18 protein-coding genes are annotated in these 12,710 nt (G+C 48.1%); all 18 read left to right on the plus strand.

Features of this window, described 5'->3' with window-relative positions; genetic code table 11:
- Positions 1-352: VOC family protein (locus tag K7H09_RS21305; protein WP_230805922.1), on the plus strand; the 352-nt coding region annotated here is incomplete at its 5' end.
- 427 nt (positions 353-779) lie between these two features.
- The gene (locus tag K7H09_RS21310) at positions 780-1,658 is read left to right on the plus strand and encodes a class I SAM-dependent methyltransferase (RefSeq protein ID WP_041158572.1); all 879 of its coding nucleotides are present in this window, start codon (positions 780-782) and stop codon (positions 1,656-1,658) included.
- A 128-nt stretch (positions 1,659-1,786) separates the two neighbouring features.
- Positions 1,787-2,848, plus strand: coding sequence for a MerR family transcriptional regulator (locus tag K7H09_RS21315; RefSeq protein WP_161793656.1), 1,062 nt, complete (start codon positions 1,787-1,789; stop codon positions 2,846-2,848).
- 944 nt (positions 2,849-3,792) lie between these two features.
- Positions 3,793-4,257 carry an NUDIX hydrolase gene (locus tag K7H09_RS21320; protein ID WP_230805924.1) on the plus strand — a complete coding sequence of 155 codons (465 nt, stop codon included), beginning with the start codon at positions 3,793-3,795 and terminating at the stop codon, positions 4,255-4,257.
- 39 nt (positions 4,258-4,296) lie between these two features.
- Positions 4,297-4,722, plus strand: a complete 426-nt coding sequence (locus tag K7H09_RS21325) for an N-acetyltransferase (protein WP_041158571.1) — start codon at positions 4,297-4,299, stop codon at positions 4,720-4,722.
- A gap of 61 nt (positions 4,723-4,783) precedes the next feature.
- The gene (locus K7H09_RS21330) at positions 4,784-5,218 is read left to right on the plus strand and encodes a GFA family protein (RefSeq protein WP_084625343.1); all 435 of its coding nucleotides are present in this window, start codon (positions 4,784-4,786) and stop codon (positions 5,216-5,218) included.
- Between the two features lie 265 nt (positions 5,219-5,483).
- Positions 5,484-5,906: a hypothetical protein gene (locus K7H09_RS21335; protein ID WP_009287042.1), complete on the plus strand. Its 423-nt coding sequence runs from the start codon at positions 5,484-5,486 to the stop codon at positions 5,904-5,906.
- A 271-nt stretch (positions 5,907-6,177) separates the two neighbouring features.
- A complete protein-coding gene (locus K7H09_RS21340; protein ID WP_039859130.1) occupies positions 6,178-6,663 on the plus strand; it encodes a DUF1456 family protein in 486 nt (161 codons plus the stop codon).
- A 131-nt stretch (positions 6,664-6,794) separates the two neighbouring features.
- The gene (locus K7H09_RS21345; protein ID WP_041158570.1) at positions 6,795-7,238 is read left to right on the plus strand and encodes a hypothetical protein; all 444 of its coding nucleotides are present in this window, start codon (positions 6,795-6,797) and stop codon (positions 7,236-7,238) included.
- Positions 7,239-7,302: 64 nt separating this feature from the next.
- Positions 7,303-7,863 carry a hypothetical protein gene (locus tag K7H09_RS21350; protein ID WP_022523101.1) on the plus strand — a complete coding sequence of 187 codons (561 nt, stop codon included), beginning with the start codon at positions 7,303-7,305 and terminating at the stop codon, positions 7,861-7,863.
- A gap of 476 nt (positions 7,864-8,339) precedes the next feature.
- Positions 8,340-8,759 (plus strand): MarR family winged helix-turn-helix transcriptional regulator, encoded by a 420-nt coding sequence (locus K7H09_RS21355; protein WP_022523102.1) that lies wholly within the window; start codon positions 8,340-8,342, stop codon positions 8,757-8,759.
- Positions 8,760-8,849: 90 nt separating this feature from the next.
- Positions 8,850-9,392 (plus strand): class IV adenylate cyclase, encoded by a 543-nt coding sequence (locus K7H09_RS21360; RefSeq protein ID WP_230805926.1) that lies wholly within the window; start codon positions 8,850-8,852, stop codon positions 9,390-9,392.
- A 49-nt stretch (positions 9,393-9,441) separates the two neighbouring features.
- Positions 9,442-9,819: a nuclear transport factor 2 family protein gene (locus K7H09_RS24660; protein WP_039859127.1), complete on the plus strand. Its 378-nt coding sequence runs from the start codon at positions 9,442-9,444 to the stop codon at positions 9,817-9,819.
- Positions 9,820-9,870: 51 nt separating this feature from the next.
- Positions 9,871-10,497: a LysE family translocator gene (locus K7H09_RS21365; RefSeq protein ID WP_009287036.1), complete on the plus strand. Its 627-nt coding sequence runs from the start codon at positions 9,871-9,873 to the stop codon at positions 10,495-10,497.
- 46 nt (positions 10,498-10,543) lie between these two features.
- Positions 10,544-10,927 (plus strand): GFA family protein, encoded by a 384-nt coding sequence (locus K7H09_RS21370; protein WP_442908129.1) that lies wholly within the window; start codon positions 10,544-10,546, stop codon positions 10,925-10,927.
- Between the two features lie 94 nt (positions 10,928-11,021).
- Complete coding sequence (locus tag K7H09_RS21375) at positions 11,022-11,570, plus strand: nucleotidyltransferase family protein (protein ID WP_027957583.1); 549 nt, start codon at positions 11,022-11,024, stop codon at positions 11,568-11,570.
- Positions 11,571-11,663: 93 nt separating this feature from the next.
- Positions 11,664-12,110 (plus strand): hypothetical protein, encoded by a 447-nt coding sequence (locus tag K7H09_RS21380; protein WP_027957582.1) that lies wholly within the window; start codon positions 11,664-11,666, stop codon positions 12,108-12,110.
- A 60-nt stretch (positions 12,111-12,170) separates the two neighbouring features.
- Entirely contained in the window at positions 12,171-12,659 is a 489-nt protein-coding gene (locus K7H09_RS21385; RefSeq protein ID WP_230805929.1) for a RidA family protein, read from the plus strand.
- Positions 12,660-12,710 lie beyond the last annotated feature (51 nt).

The raw sequence follows: 12,710 nt of genomic DNA on the forward strand, positions 1-12,710 counted from the left end.
GCACTTTGGTGACGACGAACATTACCTGGCGCTAAGCGATCACGGTGAAGGAGTGAATCGCGATTTGAAAGGCCACAGCGTTGGCTTGGCCTACTTTGCTTATGTGACCGATAACCTTGATGCCGTTGTGGCCAGGTTGAATAACGCGGGTTATGCCATTGCGAAACCAGGAGCTGTAGAGCCGTTTCGCAAAAATGTCTATTTTGTCGATCCGGCCGGTTTTGAAGTGGAGTTTGTCGAGTACCTGAACGATATACCGGCCGAGCGGAATTTAAACCGCGATGCTCAGCAACCCGTAACGCAGGGAGAAACGCAGCAACAAGCAGTGCAACAACGGAAGGGGGAGGTGTGATGAACTATGGGTAGGTTTGGATATCCCAGGCAACTACGATCCTGAAATGCGTAACAGACTAGGAGCGCAATCTGGGCTTATCGCTCATTCAGTAGACGGTGTTTTAGATGACACAGACTTGTTCGCTGCGCGTTATTTAGGCCAGCGCGTGATGCAAGTCAGCAAGAAGTTTGCGGCATGAGGTCTATTCAATTGGGTGCTCGAGAGCCCCCTTCCATTTACTTCGTGACGTCAATCCACAGTAAAGAGGATCCATTATTGCTCATATGCCACCGCTCTGGTGGGTAGATTAGCGTTTTGATACAAAATTCTGGATCTGCCTTAGTAGGTTAAAAAAAGCACTAAATTAATTCGTTCTGAGATATTGACCTTCACGCAACGTGAGGCCTTAGAGTCCCTGCATTGTTAAAAAACGATGGAGCTAACAATGCAGGATCCGAAGACGATTCAGACCTCAAAGGCCAATCCCAACGACTCTGCCCATCGCGTTGCGATTGCCCGTGCGGTGCATCAGTTGTTGGACGAGCCAAGAGTATTAGATGATCCTTTGAGCTTGTCCCTGCTCGGTTCAGAGCTTGGTAAAGCAGTGAGTGCTGACCCATTTGCTTATAACGACTCTAGCGCCCGTTCCATGCGCGCAGGCATTGTCGCCCGTAGCCTGCTTTCAGAAGATACACTAAATGCAGCTGTAGCAAGGGGCGTGTCTCAGGTAGTGAGTCTTGGTGCTGGTTTGGATACCTACGCCTTGCGTTATGGTGCAAGCATGCCTCATGTGAATCTGTATGAGGTGGACCAGCCAGCAATGCTGAAGCTCAAACAAGATCGGGTGGCGCAGGCCGGATTGACGATACCCGCCAAAATGCAGTTTGTAGCAGTTGACCTGACGCGGCCAAGCGGGCTTGAAGTGCTGTCAGGGGCAGGTCTCGATTGTACTCAGCCCGTTGCTATTAGTTGGATGGGCGTTAGCCCTTACCTGACGCCGGAGCAGGTATGTAATGTGTTGGAATCGGTGGCTGGCTTGCCTCCAGGGTCGATTATTGTCTTCGACTATCGTGTGGCTACCAATTTGCTCAACCCCATCGAACAATCGATAGTCGCTGTTTCTGAGCGGATATTCGCTGCCATGGGGGAACCTTGGCTCTCGCAGTTCCATCCTGCAACGTTGGTGGAGGGGTTGCAAGGAATGGGCTTTGTCCAGGTGGACAATAACGATACCACCAGCCTGAACCAGCGATATTTTCACCGGCGTAAGGACGGGTTGCAGATTGCCGGCGGTGGATTTAATTATATTGTTGCTTTGCGATAAATCGTGGTGCGCGTCTGGGGGAAGCGCTGAGTAAAATGGCTCAGTTGCTGTGATAAACGTACACCGAGTCAAATCAATGCAATCAATAAGAGCTGATGGAGAAAGTAGAAGGAGGGAAGGCATCGCTCATGAGGCAAAATAAAAGCGACGATATCCTTAAGCCTATGCAAGCGGGTGAACTAGCTCGGCGCGCTGGTATCACCGTGCGTACTCTGCATCATTACGATGCTTTGGGGCTCCTCAAACCTTCGGGTCGTACCGAGGCTGGCTATCGCCTCTACCATGCTCAGGATATTGCTTGCCTACAGCGTATCCAACTGCTTAAGAACCTGGGGTTCACCTTGGCAGAGGTCGCCTCACTTCTGCAAGACGATGCCCGTCATTCTATCAAAACGCTTGTGGACGACAACATCACAGCCCTAAACGCCCAAATCGATAGCGCTACGCGCTTGAGGGATCACTTGCAGCAGCTGCGGAATACATTCGCTGGAGAAGCAGAACCCAGTACTGAGGCATTTCTCAATACTCTGGAATTACTGGAGGCTTATAGTCGCTACTTCTCCAGGGATGAACTTCAAGATCTGCGTTTTTACACACGTCAGCGTGCCACGCGGGCTCAGTGGCAACTGCTGCTGGATGAATTAAATACTCTCCAGGCCGAAGGCGTAAAGCCGACCGCTCCTTCAGCCCAAAATTTAGCGGTGCGCTGGATGGAGCAACTAGAGCAGGATACTACTGGTAACCCTGAGCTACTCCGTAAGCTGAGCCTGATGGCCGAGCGAGAGCAGGCTCTACGGGACTATCTGTCCATTGAAAGGGAGCAGTTGAACTTCATCCAGCAGGCTTTCCTGGAGCACAAGCTAGCGATCTTCCGCCGCCACCTGAGTCCGTCAGTCTATGCCTACTTGGCTGAGCGTTATGGCGATTATATGAAACATTGGCCGCCTCTCCTCAGGCGTATTAACCAAATGCTGGAACAAGGTATTAGCCCCGAAAGCGAAATTGGTCGAGAGGTGGCTCAGGATTGGTTGGCCATCTTTCAAGGCTATGCTGGTCAGGACCCAAAGGCGCAAGCAGAAATACGCAAGGTGCAGATGAACGAGCCAGAACTTCGCCGCGGTACTTGGCTTCGAGATGCCCAACTCGATTTTCTTCAGCGCGCACTGGCGGCGCTGCGGCAATATCACTGAGCTGCCATCAGGGCATTTGTAATGCCTTGTGACAAGCGGAGACTTGTATTAGATTCAAGCGCTTGGCGTCTAGTTGACCTGCTCCTCGCTTTCTATTCCAAAGTGATCTCAGTAACGTTCATCACTACAGAGGAAAATAAGTTTGAGAGTCGATTCACAGAAGGAAAGATTATCTGCAATCTGAAGCTCCCCGAAGAAGAGAGCGCCCAGGTCAAGAGGCTGTTGGCCGAATAAAATTTAAACCGCCATGTTCAGTAACAAGCATAGCAGCCTCCATAGGGGGCGCTGGCCAGCGATGGAGTTATTTTTTTTAGTGAAATTAAGTATAATTTATATTAGCTGTTAAGTTCTGGAGTTTTAATGAGAGTTGAAACTAAAAAAGGGATATCGGAAAGCGAGAGACATTACGTAACCCAATGGAAGGAGAGGGGGCCGGAAGAGGGGCACGGTGAAGAGTGGACACCTGTTTCCTGGCATAGCAGCGCTTACTAGGAAGAGAATAAATCTATTGGGCACATTGGCTTTGATCGTTTTGCAGTCTTAATCGATGCCGTACGTACCTCGTTTAGTGATTGGTGGTGTTTGTTTACTTCCTACAGCAAGGTGAGAAAGTGCTTTCTACCTTTGAGTTCATGCATTGTGGCGACTTAACCACAGATGAAGGGTGCTACAAAGTGAACCCTAGTGATAGGGAGCTAGGCTCTGACTGAAAACTGGCTGTGCTCGACCATACGGCGTTAAAAATCGGCTCGTGCGCGAGTCCGATCCGTCTTTTCGCCGATTTTGGCCTTGTCTGGCCTTCGCTCGCCGACTTTTCAGACAAAGCCTAAAGTAATATTGTATTGCTACTGCGAAGATTGGTCAGTGTATCGGCTGGCCTTTTACACATCTCTGCAGTTGCGAAAGCCGACGTTAATATTTATAGGAGCAGCGGAGCATTAGAAATGGAGACAAGAAAATCATCCAGGTTAATAATCGTTGATGAAGAAGGACGTTTACTGCTGTTTTTATATCAAGAAGAACATCAGTCTCCGTTTTGGGCCACCGTGGGAGGTGAGCTAAAACCGGGAGAGAGCTATGCTGAGGCTGCGAAACGTGAGCTATATGAGGAAACAGGTTTAGCACAAGACGTTGGAGAAATGTTAAGGGAGCGTGATGATGTTTACGCCGTTGCGAGATCGGTGCCAGCGCGGTGGCTTGAACAGTACTTTTTAGTTGAGTGGCCTGCAAACAGAGAGGTGTTTGCGGCAAAGTGGACAGATGAGGAGAAGAGCACTATTCAGCAGTGGAAATGGTGGAGCCTTGACGAATTACTCGATAAAGATCCCTCACTCTTCAAGCCTGGGTGGATTCCTGATTTACTTGGCTCTGTACTGCACCGGCAACATTTATCACATGGCTCTCCGTGATGCCATTGGTGCAGTTGATTATCAGAAAGGAATATGCAGATGATTCGCAAATACCGAGAGTCAGATATTGATCAAGTGCTGGATATCTGGCTTTCAGCCTCAATTAAAGCACACGCTTTTATTGGATCAGATTTTTGGCGTTCAAAAGTTGGTGAAATGCGTGATGTATATCTCCCTGCATCGGAGACTTTTGTATTTGAATCTGAGGGACAATTAGCTGGATTTTACAGTCTATACGAAAATACGTTGGCCGCCGCTTTTGTGTCTCCAAACTTACAGGGGAGAGGTGTGGGGTCTGCGCTTATTAACGATGCCAAGAGCAGAAGGGAGTGCTTGCAATTGACGGTCTACAGTGAAAATTTACCAAGTATCAATTTTTATAAGAAGCATGGATTTATTGTATTAGATGAGAAAATTGATGAATTAACGGGTCATCCTGAGTTAGTCATGGAGTGCTGCTGTTAACAGCGATTCGCGGTCAGCGGTCGTCTAGGGCCGCTTGCTGCTTAAACCAAAGGAATATTCAATGAAAGGTGAATGTCTGTGTGGGGAGATTAAGTTCGAAATCGAAGGGGAACTGCCGAACTTCTATCAATGTCACTGCTCTCTGTGTCGCAAAGCGACAGGGTCTGCGTCAAATACGGCCACTTTTGTAAAAGCGGATAGCTTCCGTTGGCTTTCCGGCCAATCCAAAATCAGTACCTTTCAGAAGCCAACCGGCTATCGGAATGATTTTTGTTCGGTCTGCGGTAGTCTGGTACCCAACCAACTGAGAGACACGGAGTTGGTATGGGTTCCCGCTGGTTTGCTGAATGATGAGACTGCGTCGCAAATATCTATTCATCTTCACCTTTCTTCATCGGCTTCTTGGGCGTCAGAATCAGATGGTTGTGTTCGTTTGGATGGTGGCCCTGATAGTTTGGAGTCACTTAACCAGGCATTGCAGAAGCCAAGTCGTTGAATGCAGGTCGAATCTTTGCCATTGGTAGCTGAAATGTCCTCCAATGCCTCTAAGGAGTGGTCTGATGGCGCGAGCCGCTAGGACGACCACTCAAGCAAAACATACCAACACCCCAGCACAAAAACCGTAAAATGATCGCCCGTAGAGCCATCCCCAAAGGGTATAATGCCACCGGTGACGGTGGGGTGGCTTCGTTACATACGTTGATTTTCAGCAGGTTTGTTTACTTGTTACTATATTTTAAATAGAGAAAAGGCAGTCGTTCATGATTAACACCAAAATATACAAGGCGGTTTACGAACTCGCTGAAAAGCTCATGAAGGCTGCCGATAAAGAGGATAGAGAGGCTTTTGATGCGCTCTATGCGCAGTTGGAAGCTATTTGCACCGAGAATGAGAGCACCGATAAAGATCATCCAGAGCAGTGGGAAACCTTGGCTGACTTCACGGAAGAGCTGGATGAGGCGCTGGCAGTCTACGAAAAAGCCTTTGAAAAGGCCGTCGCCGTTAACTCAAAAGATCACATGTCATCCATTGCGTTCTCCATGGCGAAGTTGCAGGTTGAACTGGGCCAAACCGATGCGGCTATCAGTAATCTTAAAAATGCCCAAGTCACTGCCAATAAAATTGAAGATGGCGAGCTTAAAGACGAAATTGACGAGCTGCTTGGGAAACTGACCACAGGTTAGGGTTTGTACGAAAAGTCGGCGAGCGAAGGCTAGACAAGGCAAAAATCAACGAAAAAAGGATCGGATTCGCGTGCGAATTTACAGGTTGTAAATGAGCATTTTGATCGGACTCGCGCACGAGGTGATTTTTAACGCCGTATTGGCGAGCGAAGGCAGTTTTCGTACAAAGCCTAGTTTATTTAAGCTGCTGATTTTAATCATATATCACGATAAACGTAGATGCACATAAAGCCTGATTGTGCTGGGTTTGCCTAAGACTAGGGACACTATTTTGACCAATAACGATATTTTTCGCCGTATACGTTACACCTTTGATTTAAAAGACAGCACCATCGTGGATATCTTCGCCTTGGCAGAGGTCAGCGTGGCTCAAGAGCAGGTAACGGCCTGGCTGAAAAAGGATGACGACGACGCCTTTGTCACCATGAAGAACAAAGAGCTAGCGGCGTTTTTGAACGGCTTCATTAGCTTTAAGCGTGGTAAGCGCGAAGGGCCACAGCCCGTGCCAGAATCGCAGTTGAACAACAATATGGTGTTCCAGAAGCTGCGCATTGCGCTGAATTTAAAGGCTGAAGATATTTTGGCTGCTTTTGAACTGGCTGGCTTCAACCTAAGTAACCATGAATTAAGTGCGTTTTTCCGCAAGCCCAGCCATAAGAATTATCGAGAGTGCAAAGATCAGGTGCTGCGAAATTTCTTACTCGGCATCCAGCTTCAGTTGCGACCAAACCAGGAGGCTCCAAGCTCTGAGTCCTGAGCTTAATCGCCTGAATTCATATAATAGCTGCAGCACTTTGTATCATACGGTATAGGCCAGCTGCTGCTTCGATGTGACGTTTTAACAGCTGTCGAATCGAGCGGTCATTGGCGGTCTAACAGGAGAGTGTAATGTCTATAGATCCAATGGCGGTATGGGCGAATATGACATTGAAAATCTGGCCTGAACGCTACTGGATGTTCGATCTTAGCGATACATCCGCTCAAGATGTGGCTAACGTGTTCGTGGCAAGCGATGCTCGGTACAGCTGTTTAATTCGCGATCAGGCAGGTGTGTCAGCGATTGTCGACGAGGCAGCCGTTGAACGCTTAAAAACTGAGGTCTCTATAAGAGATAGCTTCGGCCCGTTTCAAGTTATATCAACGGATGGCGAGCTTCCCTTCGATGTGATTGGTTTTCTCGGCCCTGTTCTGCGAGTGTTAAATGAACACGGCATTAAAGCTGGCCCGCAGTGTGGTGCCGTATTCGATCACTTGTTTATTTACGAGCGGGATATCGAGCGAGCGAATGCTCTTTTAGAGGATTTCATTAGCCAAGCTAGGGCGTGTCAATAAGTTGCTTTATATGTCGCTCAACGGGGCGTTTGATGGCTATTGGCTTGGCCGAAGGCATGAAACAGTGATCAGGCTACCCGATTTCGCTACCCACTATTATTTGCGAGAGACAGGCCCGTTTCGGAGTCTCTCAGAGCTACCTGCTGGCTCGGAAGATCCTGTATTTCAAGATATCCTAACTCGTCATCAGCGTGATCCCGGTTACCGGCGGCGCTACGGTAGGAATTACATAGGAGTCCGACGTGAGGTGGAGGCTCGGCTGCGTGAGCTCTTCGTTGCGCGTGGAGGTAAACCGCGCCGCGATCATCCCTTCTATCTAGTGCTTGGAGAATCCCCTTGGTTTCGTGACCTGAACGCAAACCAAGGTGAGCTTAGAATCCCTCTCTCTGAGCTCGATCCCGAAGTAACGTCTTTAACTTACCCGGATAGCTTTATTGCGCTAACCCGAGACGACAAGCCTTACTACAATCAAGTGTTTCTGCTTAATGAGGTGAGTAGGCTCGTTACACGCTTCGGAATCCCTGCCAATGATCACGAGATTCCTTACGAGCGCTATTGGGAAACAGATTTTGAGCTCTATATCGAGGTGCAGCTTTGGGACACTCCACCCAACTTCAAAGCCTAGAAAACAATTAATTCAATTTTTTGGGAATGAAGGCAGCAAAATTGCGCTATATAAGCATCGGTGAAGGTAGGCTTTAGCGTTAGGCTTTGTACGAAAACTGCCTGTGCTCGGCCATGCTGCGTTAAAAAACGGCTCAAAATGCTCATTTACACTCCGTAAACTCCGCTTTTTCGCCGTTTTTTGCCTTGCCTGACCTTCGCTCGCCGACTTTTCGTACAAAGTCTAGTGCCTTTCTCGAAATGGGAAGCAGTGGTGCCTTCGTGTCGCATTTTATCCTGAAGATGAAGGACGGATTCTAATTCTCTTTGTCATGAATTAGGAGAGTCAGCCTCGTGCATACATGCATGAGAGCAGCTAACCTGGCATTTCACTCGGTCATCAATGACCGCTAACGACCATTTGCTTGCAATATGTTTGACTGCGCAATCATTTGAGTATATATTTGTGGGATCAACCATCGCGCAAGAGTAATGACTATGTCGGAAAATATAGAGGCAGGATTGGTGTTAAGTGTCATCAACCTGCAAAGTAAAATCCAAAAACGGATTGGCAGTGCGCTTTCTGCGCATGGTATTGGCCTGTCCGATTATCTGGTTCTCAATCAGCTATACACCGCACCCAATCAAAAAGTACGCCGTAGCGATCTTGCTGAACAGGTTGGGTTGAGCCCATCAGGGGTTACTCGCCTTTTAAATCCTATGGAGAAAATAGGGCTGGTTAAGAAGCAGGAAAACCCTCGTGATGCCAGAGTCAGCCTGGTGGCACTTACCACTGCTGGGACAAAAATTTATGAAGATGCGCAAGTTTCGTTTAAACATGCTTCTGCCGCATTGCTTGAACCACTTGATAAGAAAGAGTTAGATGAGTTTTATAAACTGTTAAAGGCAGTGTTGTAGTTTTGCTTGCCCACTGGGCATTGACTCTTGATAGACCAGCCAGCAGATTTCAAGGGTTTGCACCGAACGAAAGCGGCGGAGGCACTTACCATGGCCAGAAATATTGAGATCAAAGCACGTATCGACAACATCGAAGCGCTCGAGTCCAGGGTGGCTAAGATCGCGGACAATGGGCCTACTGAGATAGTGCAAGACGATACCTTCTTCCATTGTGAGGCTGGTCGGCTGAAGCTTCGGGTGTTTTCAGAAAAGCACGGCGAACTCATTTTTTACCTGCGCGCCAATCAGGCAGGCCCGAAAGAATCGTTTTACGTTCGCTCGCAAACCGATGAGCCTGAGGCGTTGCGAGAGACGCTTTCGCTGGCTTATGGTGAAGAGTTGGCCGTGTTCGAAAACATCGCACGCTGTATCTTGTTGACAGGACTCGTGTACATCTCGATAGAGTGGAGGGCCTTGGGCACTTTCTTGAACTTGAAGTGGTACTTTCCTCCAGTGAGTCATCACAGCCCGGTGTGGAAGTCGCGCACCACTTATTGGATCGGCTCGGTATCGAGTCATCCCAGCTCATTGAAGGCGCTTATGTCGACTTGCTCGAGGAAAAGGGGAGCTAACCATCCATTCTACAGGCTCTAACCAAGGAGCCGCGGGAGGTTGTCGAGTTCAGATGTTAGGGTAATCGGCTATGGAAATCGAAGCGGATCTGATAGAAAAGGAGAGAGCCTTGCTTAGCTTCGAGGTGCGCAGGTCACCGGCGAAGCTGCGGTCTCTGCTATCCTCGGATTTCCTGGAGATCGGCACATCAGGCGATTTTTTCGGGTTAGATAGTGTCCTTGATTGTTTGCCGCAGGAGTCCGCATGGTCGGCCATATCTCAGGACTTTGAGCACCGGAGATTGAGCTCTGATCTTATTCAGCTCTTTTATAGGGTTGCTATCAGTCGTCAAAATGGCTTAGGTACAAGCTATTCTCGGCGAACGTCAATATGGCGGAAAGAGGGAAGTGACTGGAAAATGGTTTACAACCAAGGTACGGCTATTTCTCCTTTTGAGGTTCAGTCTTAGATCGTTGATTCTGCGGGCGTTACACACTTTAATTTTGAAAAGTGAGGGGATATGGGAACGGAAATTTGGCTTCTGTATGTCAGCACCGTATTCATTTTGATGAGTACACCGGGCCCTAGCCAGCTTTTGATGCTTTCCAATAGCGTTAGCAATGGCTTCCAACGGTCGCTATTTACCGCTGCTGGCGATTTGTCAGCCAATTTTTTACAAATGATTGTCGCCTCGATAGGTTTGGTGAGCATTGTTCAGCAATCCAGTGATTTTTTTATCGTTGTGAAGTGGGCGGGGGTGGCATATTTATCGTACTTAGGCCTAAGGTTGATCTTCTCAAAGAGTGGGGGCCATGTAGGTGTGGCGAATCAGGGGCGGTCGAAACAAAGCTTGTTTTGGCAAGGTTTTATCACTTCAGCCGCAAACCCTAAAGCCGTTATTTTTTTCGCTGCTCTTTTTCCACAGTTCATTAACCCATCTGAGCCCCTTCTGCATCAGTTTGCGATACTGAGTGCCACGTATCTCATCATGGATGCGGTTTTCTTGTTTTCCTACGGTAAATCAGCTGAATGGGTTAGTACGAAACTAAAGTCATCAGCGCGCCAGTACTTAGGTAAGGTATCTGGATCGTTTTTGATTGGCGCAGCGGTGCTTCTAGGGCTGAAGGAAGTTGATGCTAACTTATAAAACGCCTCGCCAGCGATAGATACGGGGGAAAGCTGTGGTCAAGCAAGTGGGCGGAGTTAACATTCAACCTAGGCACAGGGCTACATGCCACTGCGGCATGGTGGAGCTCGAACTCGATCTGCCTGAGGGGCTTGTTGACCCGAAACGGTGTAACTGCTCTATTTGCAGTCGCAAAGGCGCTGTTATGGCCTATGTACCATTGAACGGTCTTCGCATTCTCCGCGGCGCCGAGCATCTAAAGCTTTATCAGTTCAATTCAGGTGTCGCAAAGCACTACTTCTGTTCAAACTGCGGCATCTACACCCACCACCAAGCGCGCTCGAACCCCACTGTGTATGGGTTCAATGTCGGGTGCCTGGAAGGCGTTAACCCCTGTGATTTGGATGGTGTACCGGTTAGCGACGGTATCAATCATGAGGTTGATCTGTAGCAGCAGGGATAGGGGAGCTATAACGTGTCCAGCGTTGGATGGTTCAGCACCACCCAGCAAGTCAAAATAGGCGCATTGGTAGTAAGGTATTGAGATGGAGCATGAAGCGCTGGTCAAAAAATGGCTGATGAGTGATCAGGCACGTATGGAGGCGCTGACAATAGCGGCTGCGCGGAAGCTGCCGGGGTGGTGTCTCGCTGCTGGATTCGTTAGAAACTTGGTGTGGGACAAGCTGCATAATTTTTCGAAGAATACGGCCCTTAACGACATCGATTTAATTTACTTCGATCCTGACGACATAAGCGATTCCCGCGATCATGAGATCGAGCAAGGATTAAGGGAAGTCTCAACGTTTCCCTGGTCGGTAAAGAACCAGGCAAGAATGCACGAGAGAAATAATGACTGTCCGTATACGTCCACTGAAGATGCCATGAGTTTCTGGGTAGAAGTAGAAACTGCTGTAGGCGCTGCTTTGGATGATGATGGAGACGTTATTCTTGTAGCTCCCTTTGGTGTTAAGCCTCTGTTTGACTATACCATTACCTTAAATCCCAAACGACCAAAGCGAACAGATTTTGATGCCCGAATATGCGCTAAGCGATGGCTACAAACCTGGCCAAGGTTGGTGGTAAAGGTCTTATAGATGATTGTTGTATCGGCAGGGCTTAGCACTGCACCGAGATCAACTATTTTCTTTACCGTGAAAATTGGTTGAAAATTAATAGGAAATGAAGCTATGGAACTTGCTAGAGTAAATGATGAAAATATCAACGATCTTTATGACTTGAATGTCAAGCTTGCTGAGTCTGAAAATCAAAAGCACCTGTTTACTGCTGATAGAACAAGTTACGCCGACGCTTTTTTGGCCTCTACGCCTGCTTGTTTTGGATTATTGGCTTATCAAGACAACCAGCCCATTGGCTTCTATATATATAATTTTAAGTTTGCGAGTTACGTTGGATCCCGCGTTCTTTATATTGAGGATCTGTACTTGATCGATGGTTTTGATGGCGATGAAAATAAAAGTATTTTACTACAGCATGCTGTAAATGAGTCACAGTCTGAGAATTGTTGTAGAGCTGAGATGCGTGTTCTTAAAGAGTTCAATATTGGGTATGATCTTATAAGTAGTTTTGGTTTCAGTGAGATCAAGAAGTGGAATGTTTATCGTCTAGATCTTTAATAAACCAGCACCAGTGCGCGTTGTCATTAAAACCTTAACAGCATATACGTGGAGCCTGTAATGAAATCAACCGTGGAAGAGCGTATCCGTTCGCTGGGCTTGGAACTGCCCGTCGTTACCACGCCAAGCAGCTTTCGTTCTTATGCCATTTCGGACAACATGCTCTATCTGTCAGGTAAGGGGGCTCCGTTGCGAGAAGAGGGAGTTGTTGTCCCAAAAGTTGGGCAGGAAGTCACTGTTGAGCAGGCTCGGATGTACGCTCAAGAGGTTGGCCTGTATCTCCTTGCGCTCATTAAAGAAGCGCTGGGTGACTTTGATCGGGTTCAGCGTGTCGTGAAGGTGTTTGGTATGGTCAATGCTGATCCTAACTTTACCTCTCACACTGAAGTCATCAACGGTTGTTCCGACCTGTTTGTTACCGTTCTTGGTGAGCGCGGTGAGCATGCACGCTCTGCCATTGGTGTTGGCTCATTGCCGAAGGGGTTTGCTGTGGAAATTGAAGCCATCGTTGAGTTTTCAGGCTCTTCGCCACACCATCGCGACGCTTAACCTCTTCCTTGAGCTGTCCCCACTTTTGGTAGCTTTTGCCAAACGCCGAGG

Source organism: Halomonas sp. IOP_14, assembly GCF_021021315.1.
Lineage (GTDB): Bacteria > Pseudomonadota > Gammaproteobacteria > Pseudomonadales > Halomonadaceae > Vreelandella > Vreelandella titanicae.

What these genes read in the sequence shown, in the direction of transcription:
- K7H09_RS21310 (WP_041158572.1), top strand. Translation starts at nt 780, where the DNA reads ATGCAGGATCCGAAGACGATTCAGACCTCAAAGGCCAATCCCAACGAC.
- K7H09_RS21315 (WP_161793656.1), top strand. Translation starts at nt 1,787, where the DNA reads ATGAGGCAAAATAAAAGCGACGATATCCTTAAGCCTATGCAAGCGGGT.
- K7H09_RS21320 (WP_230805924.1), top strand. Translation starts at nt 3,793, where the DNA reads ATGGAGACAAGAAAATCATCCAGGTTAATAATCGTTGATGAAGAAGGA.
- K7H09_RS21325 (WP_041158571.1), top strand. Translation starts at nt 4,297, where the DNA reads ATGATTCGCAAATACCGAGAGTCAGATATTGATCAAGTGCTGGATATC.
- K7H09_RS21330 (WP_084625343.1), top strand. Translation starts at nt 4,784, where the DNA reads ATGAAAGGTGAATGTCTGTGTGGGGAGATTAAGTTCGAAATCGAAGGG.
- K7H09_RS21335 (WP_009287042.1), top strand. Translation starts at nt 5,484, where the DNA reads ATGATTAACACCAAAATATACAAGGCGGTTTACGAACTCGCTGAAAAG.
- K7H09_RS21345 (WP_041158570.1), top strand. Translation starts at nt 6,795, where the DNA reads ATGTCTATAGATCCAATGGCGGTATGGGCGAATATGACATTGAAAATC.
- K7H09_RS21355 (WP_022523102.1), top strand. Translation starts at nt 8,340, where the DNA reads ATGTCGGAAAATATAGAGGCAGGATTGGTGTTAAGTGTCATCAACCTG.
- K7H09_RS21360 (WP_230805926.1), top strand. Translation starts at nt 8,850, where the DNA reads ATGGCCAGAAATATTGAGATCAAAGCACGTATCGACAACATCGAAGCG.
- K7H09_RS24660 (WP_039859127.1), top strand. Translation starts at nt 9,442, where the DNA reads ATGGAAATCGAAGCGGATCTGATAGAAAAGGAGAGAGCCTTGCTTAGC.
- K7H09_RS21365 (WP_009287036.1), top strand. Translation starts at nt 9,871, where the DNA reads ATGGGAACGGAAATTTGGCTTCTGTATGTCAGCACCGTATTCATTTTG.
- K7H09_RS21375 (WP_027957583.1), top strand. Translation starts at nt 11,022, where the DNA reads ATGGAGCATGAAGCGCTGGTCAAAAAATGGCTGATGAGTGATCAGGCA.
- K7H09_RS21380 (WP_027957582.1), top strand. Translation starts at nt 11,664, where the DNA reads ATGGAACTTGCTAGAGTAAATGATGAAAATATCAACGATCTTTATGAC.
- K7H09_RS21385 (WP_230805929.1), top strand. Translation starts at nt 12,171, where the DNA reads ATGAAATCAACCGTGGAAGAGCGTATCCGTTCGCTGGGCTTGGAACTG.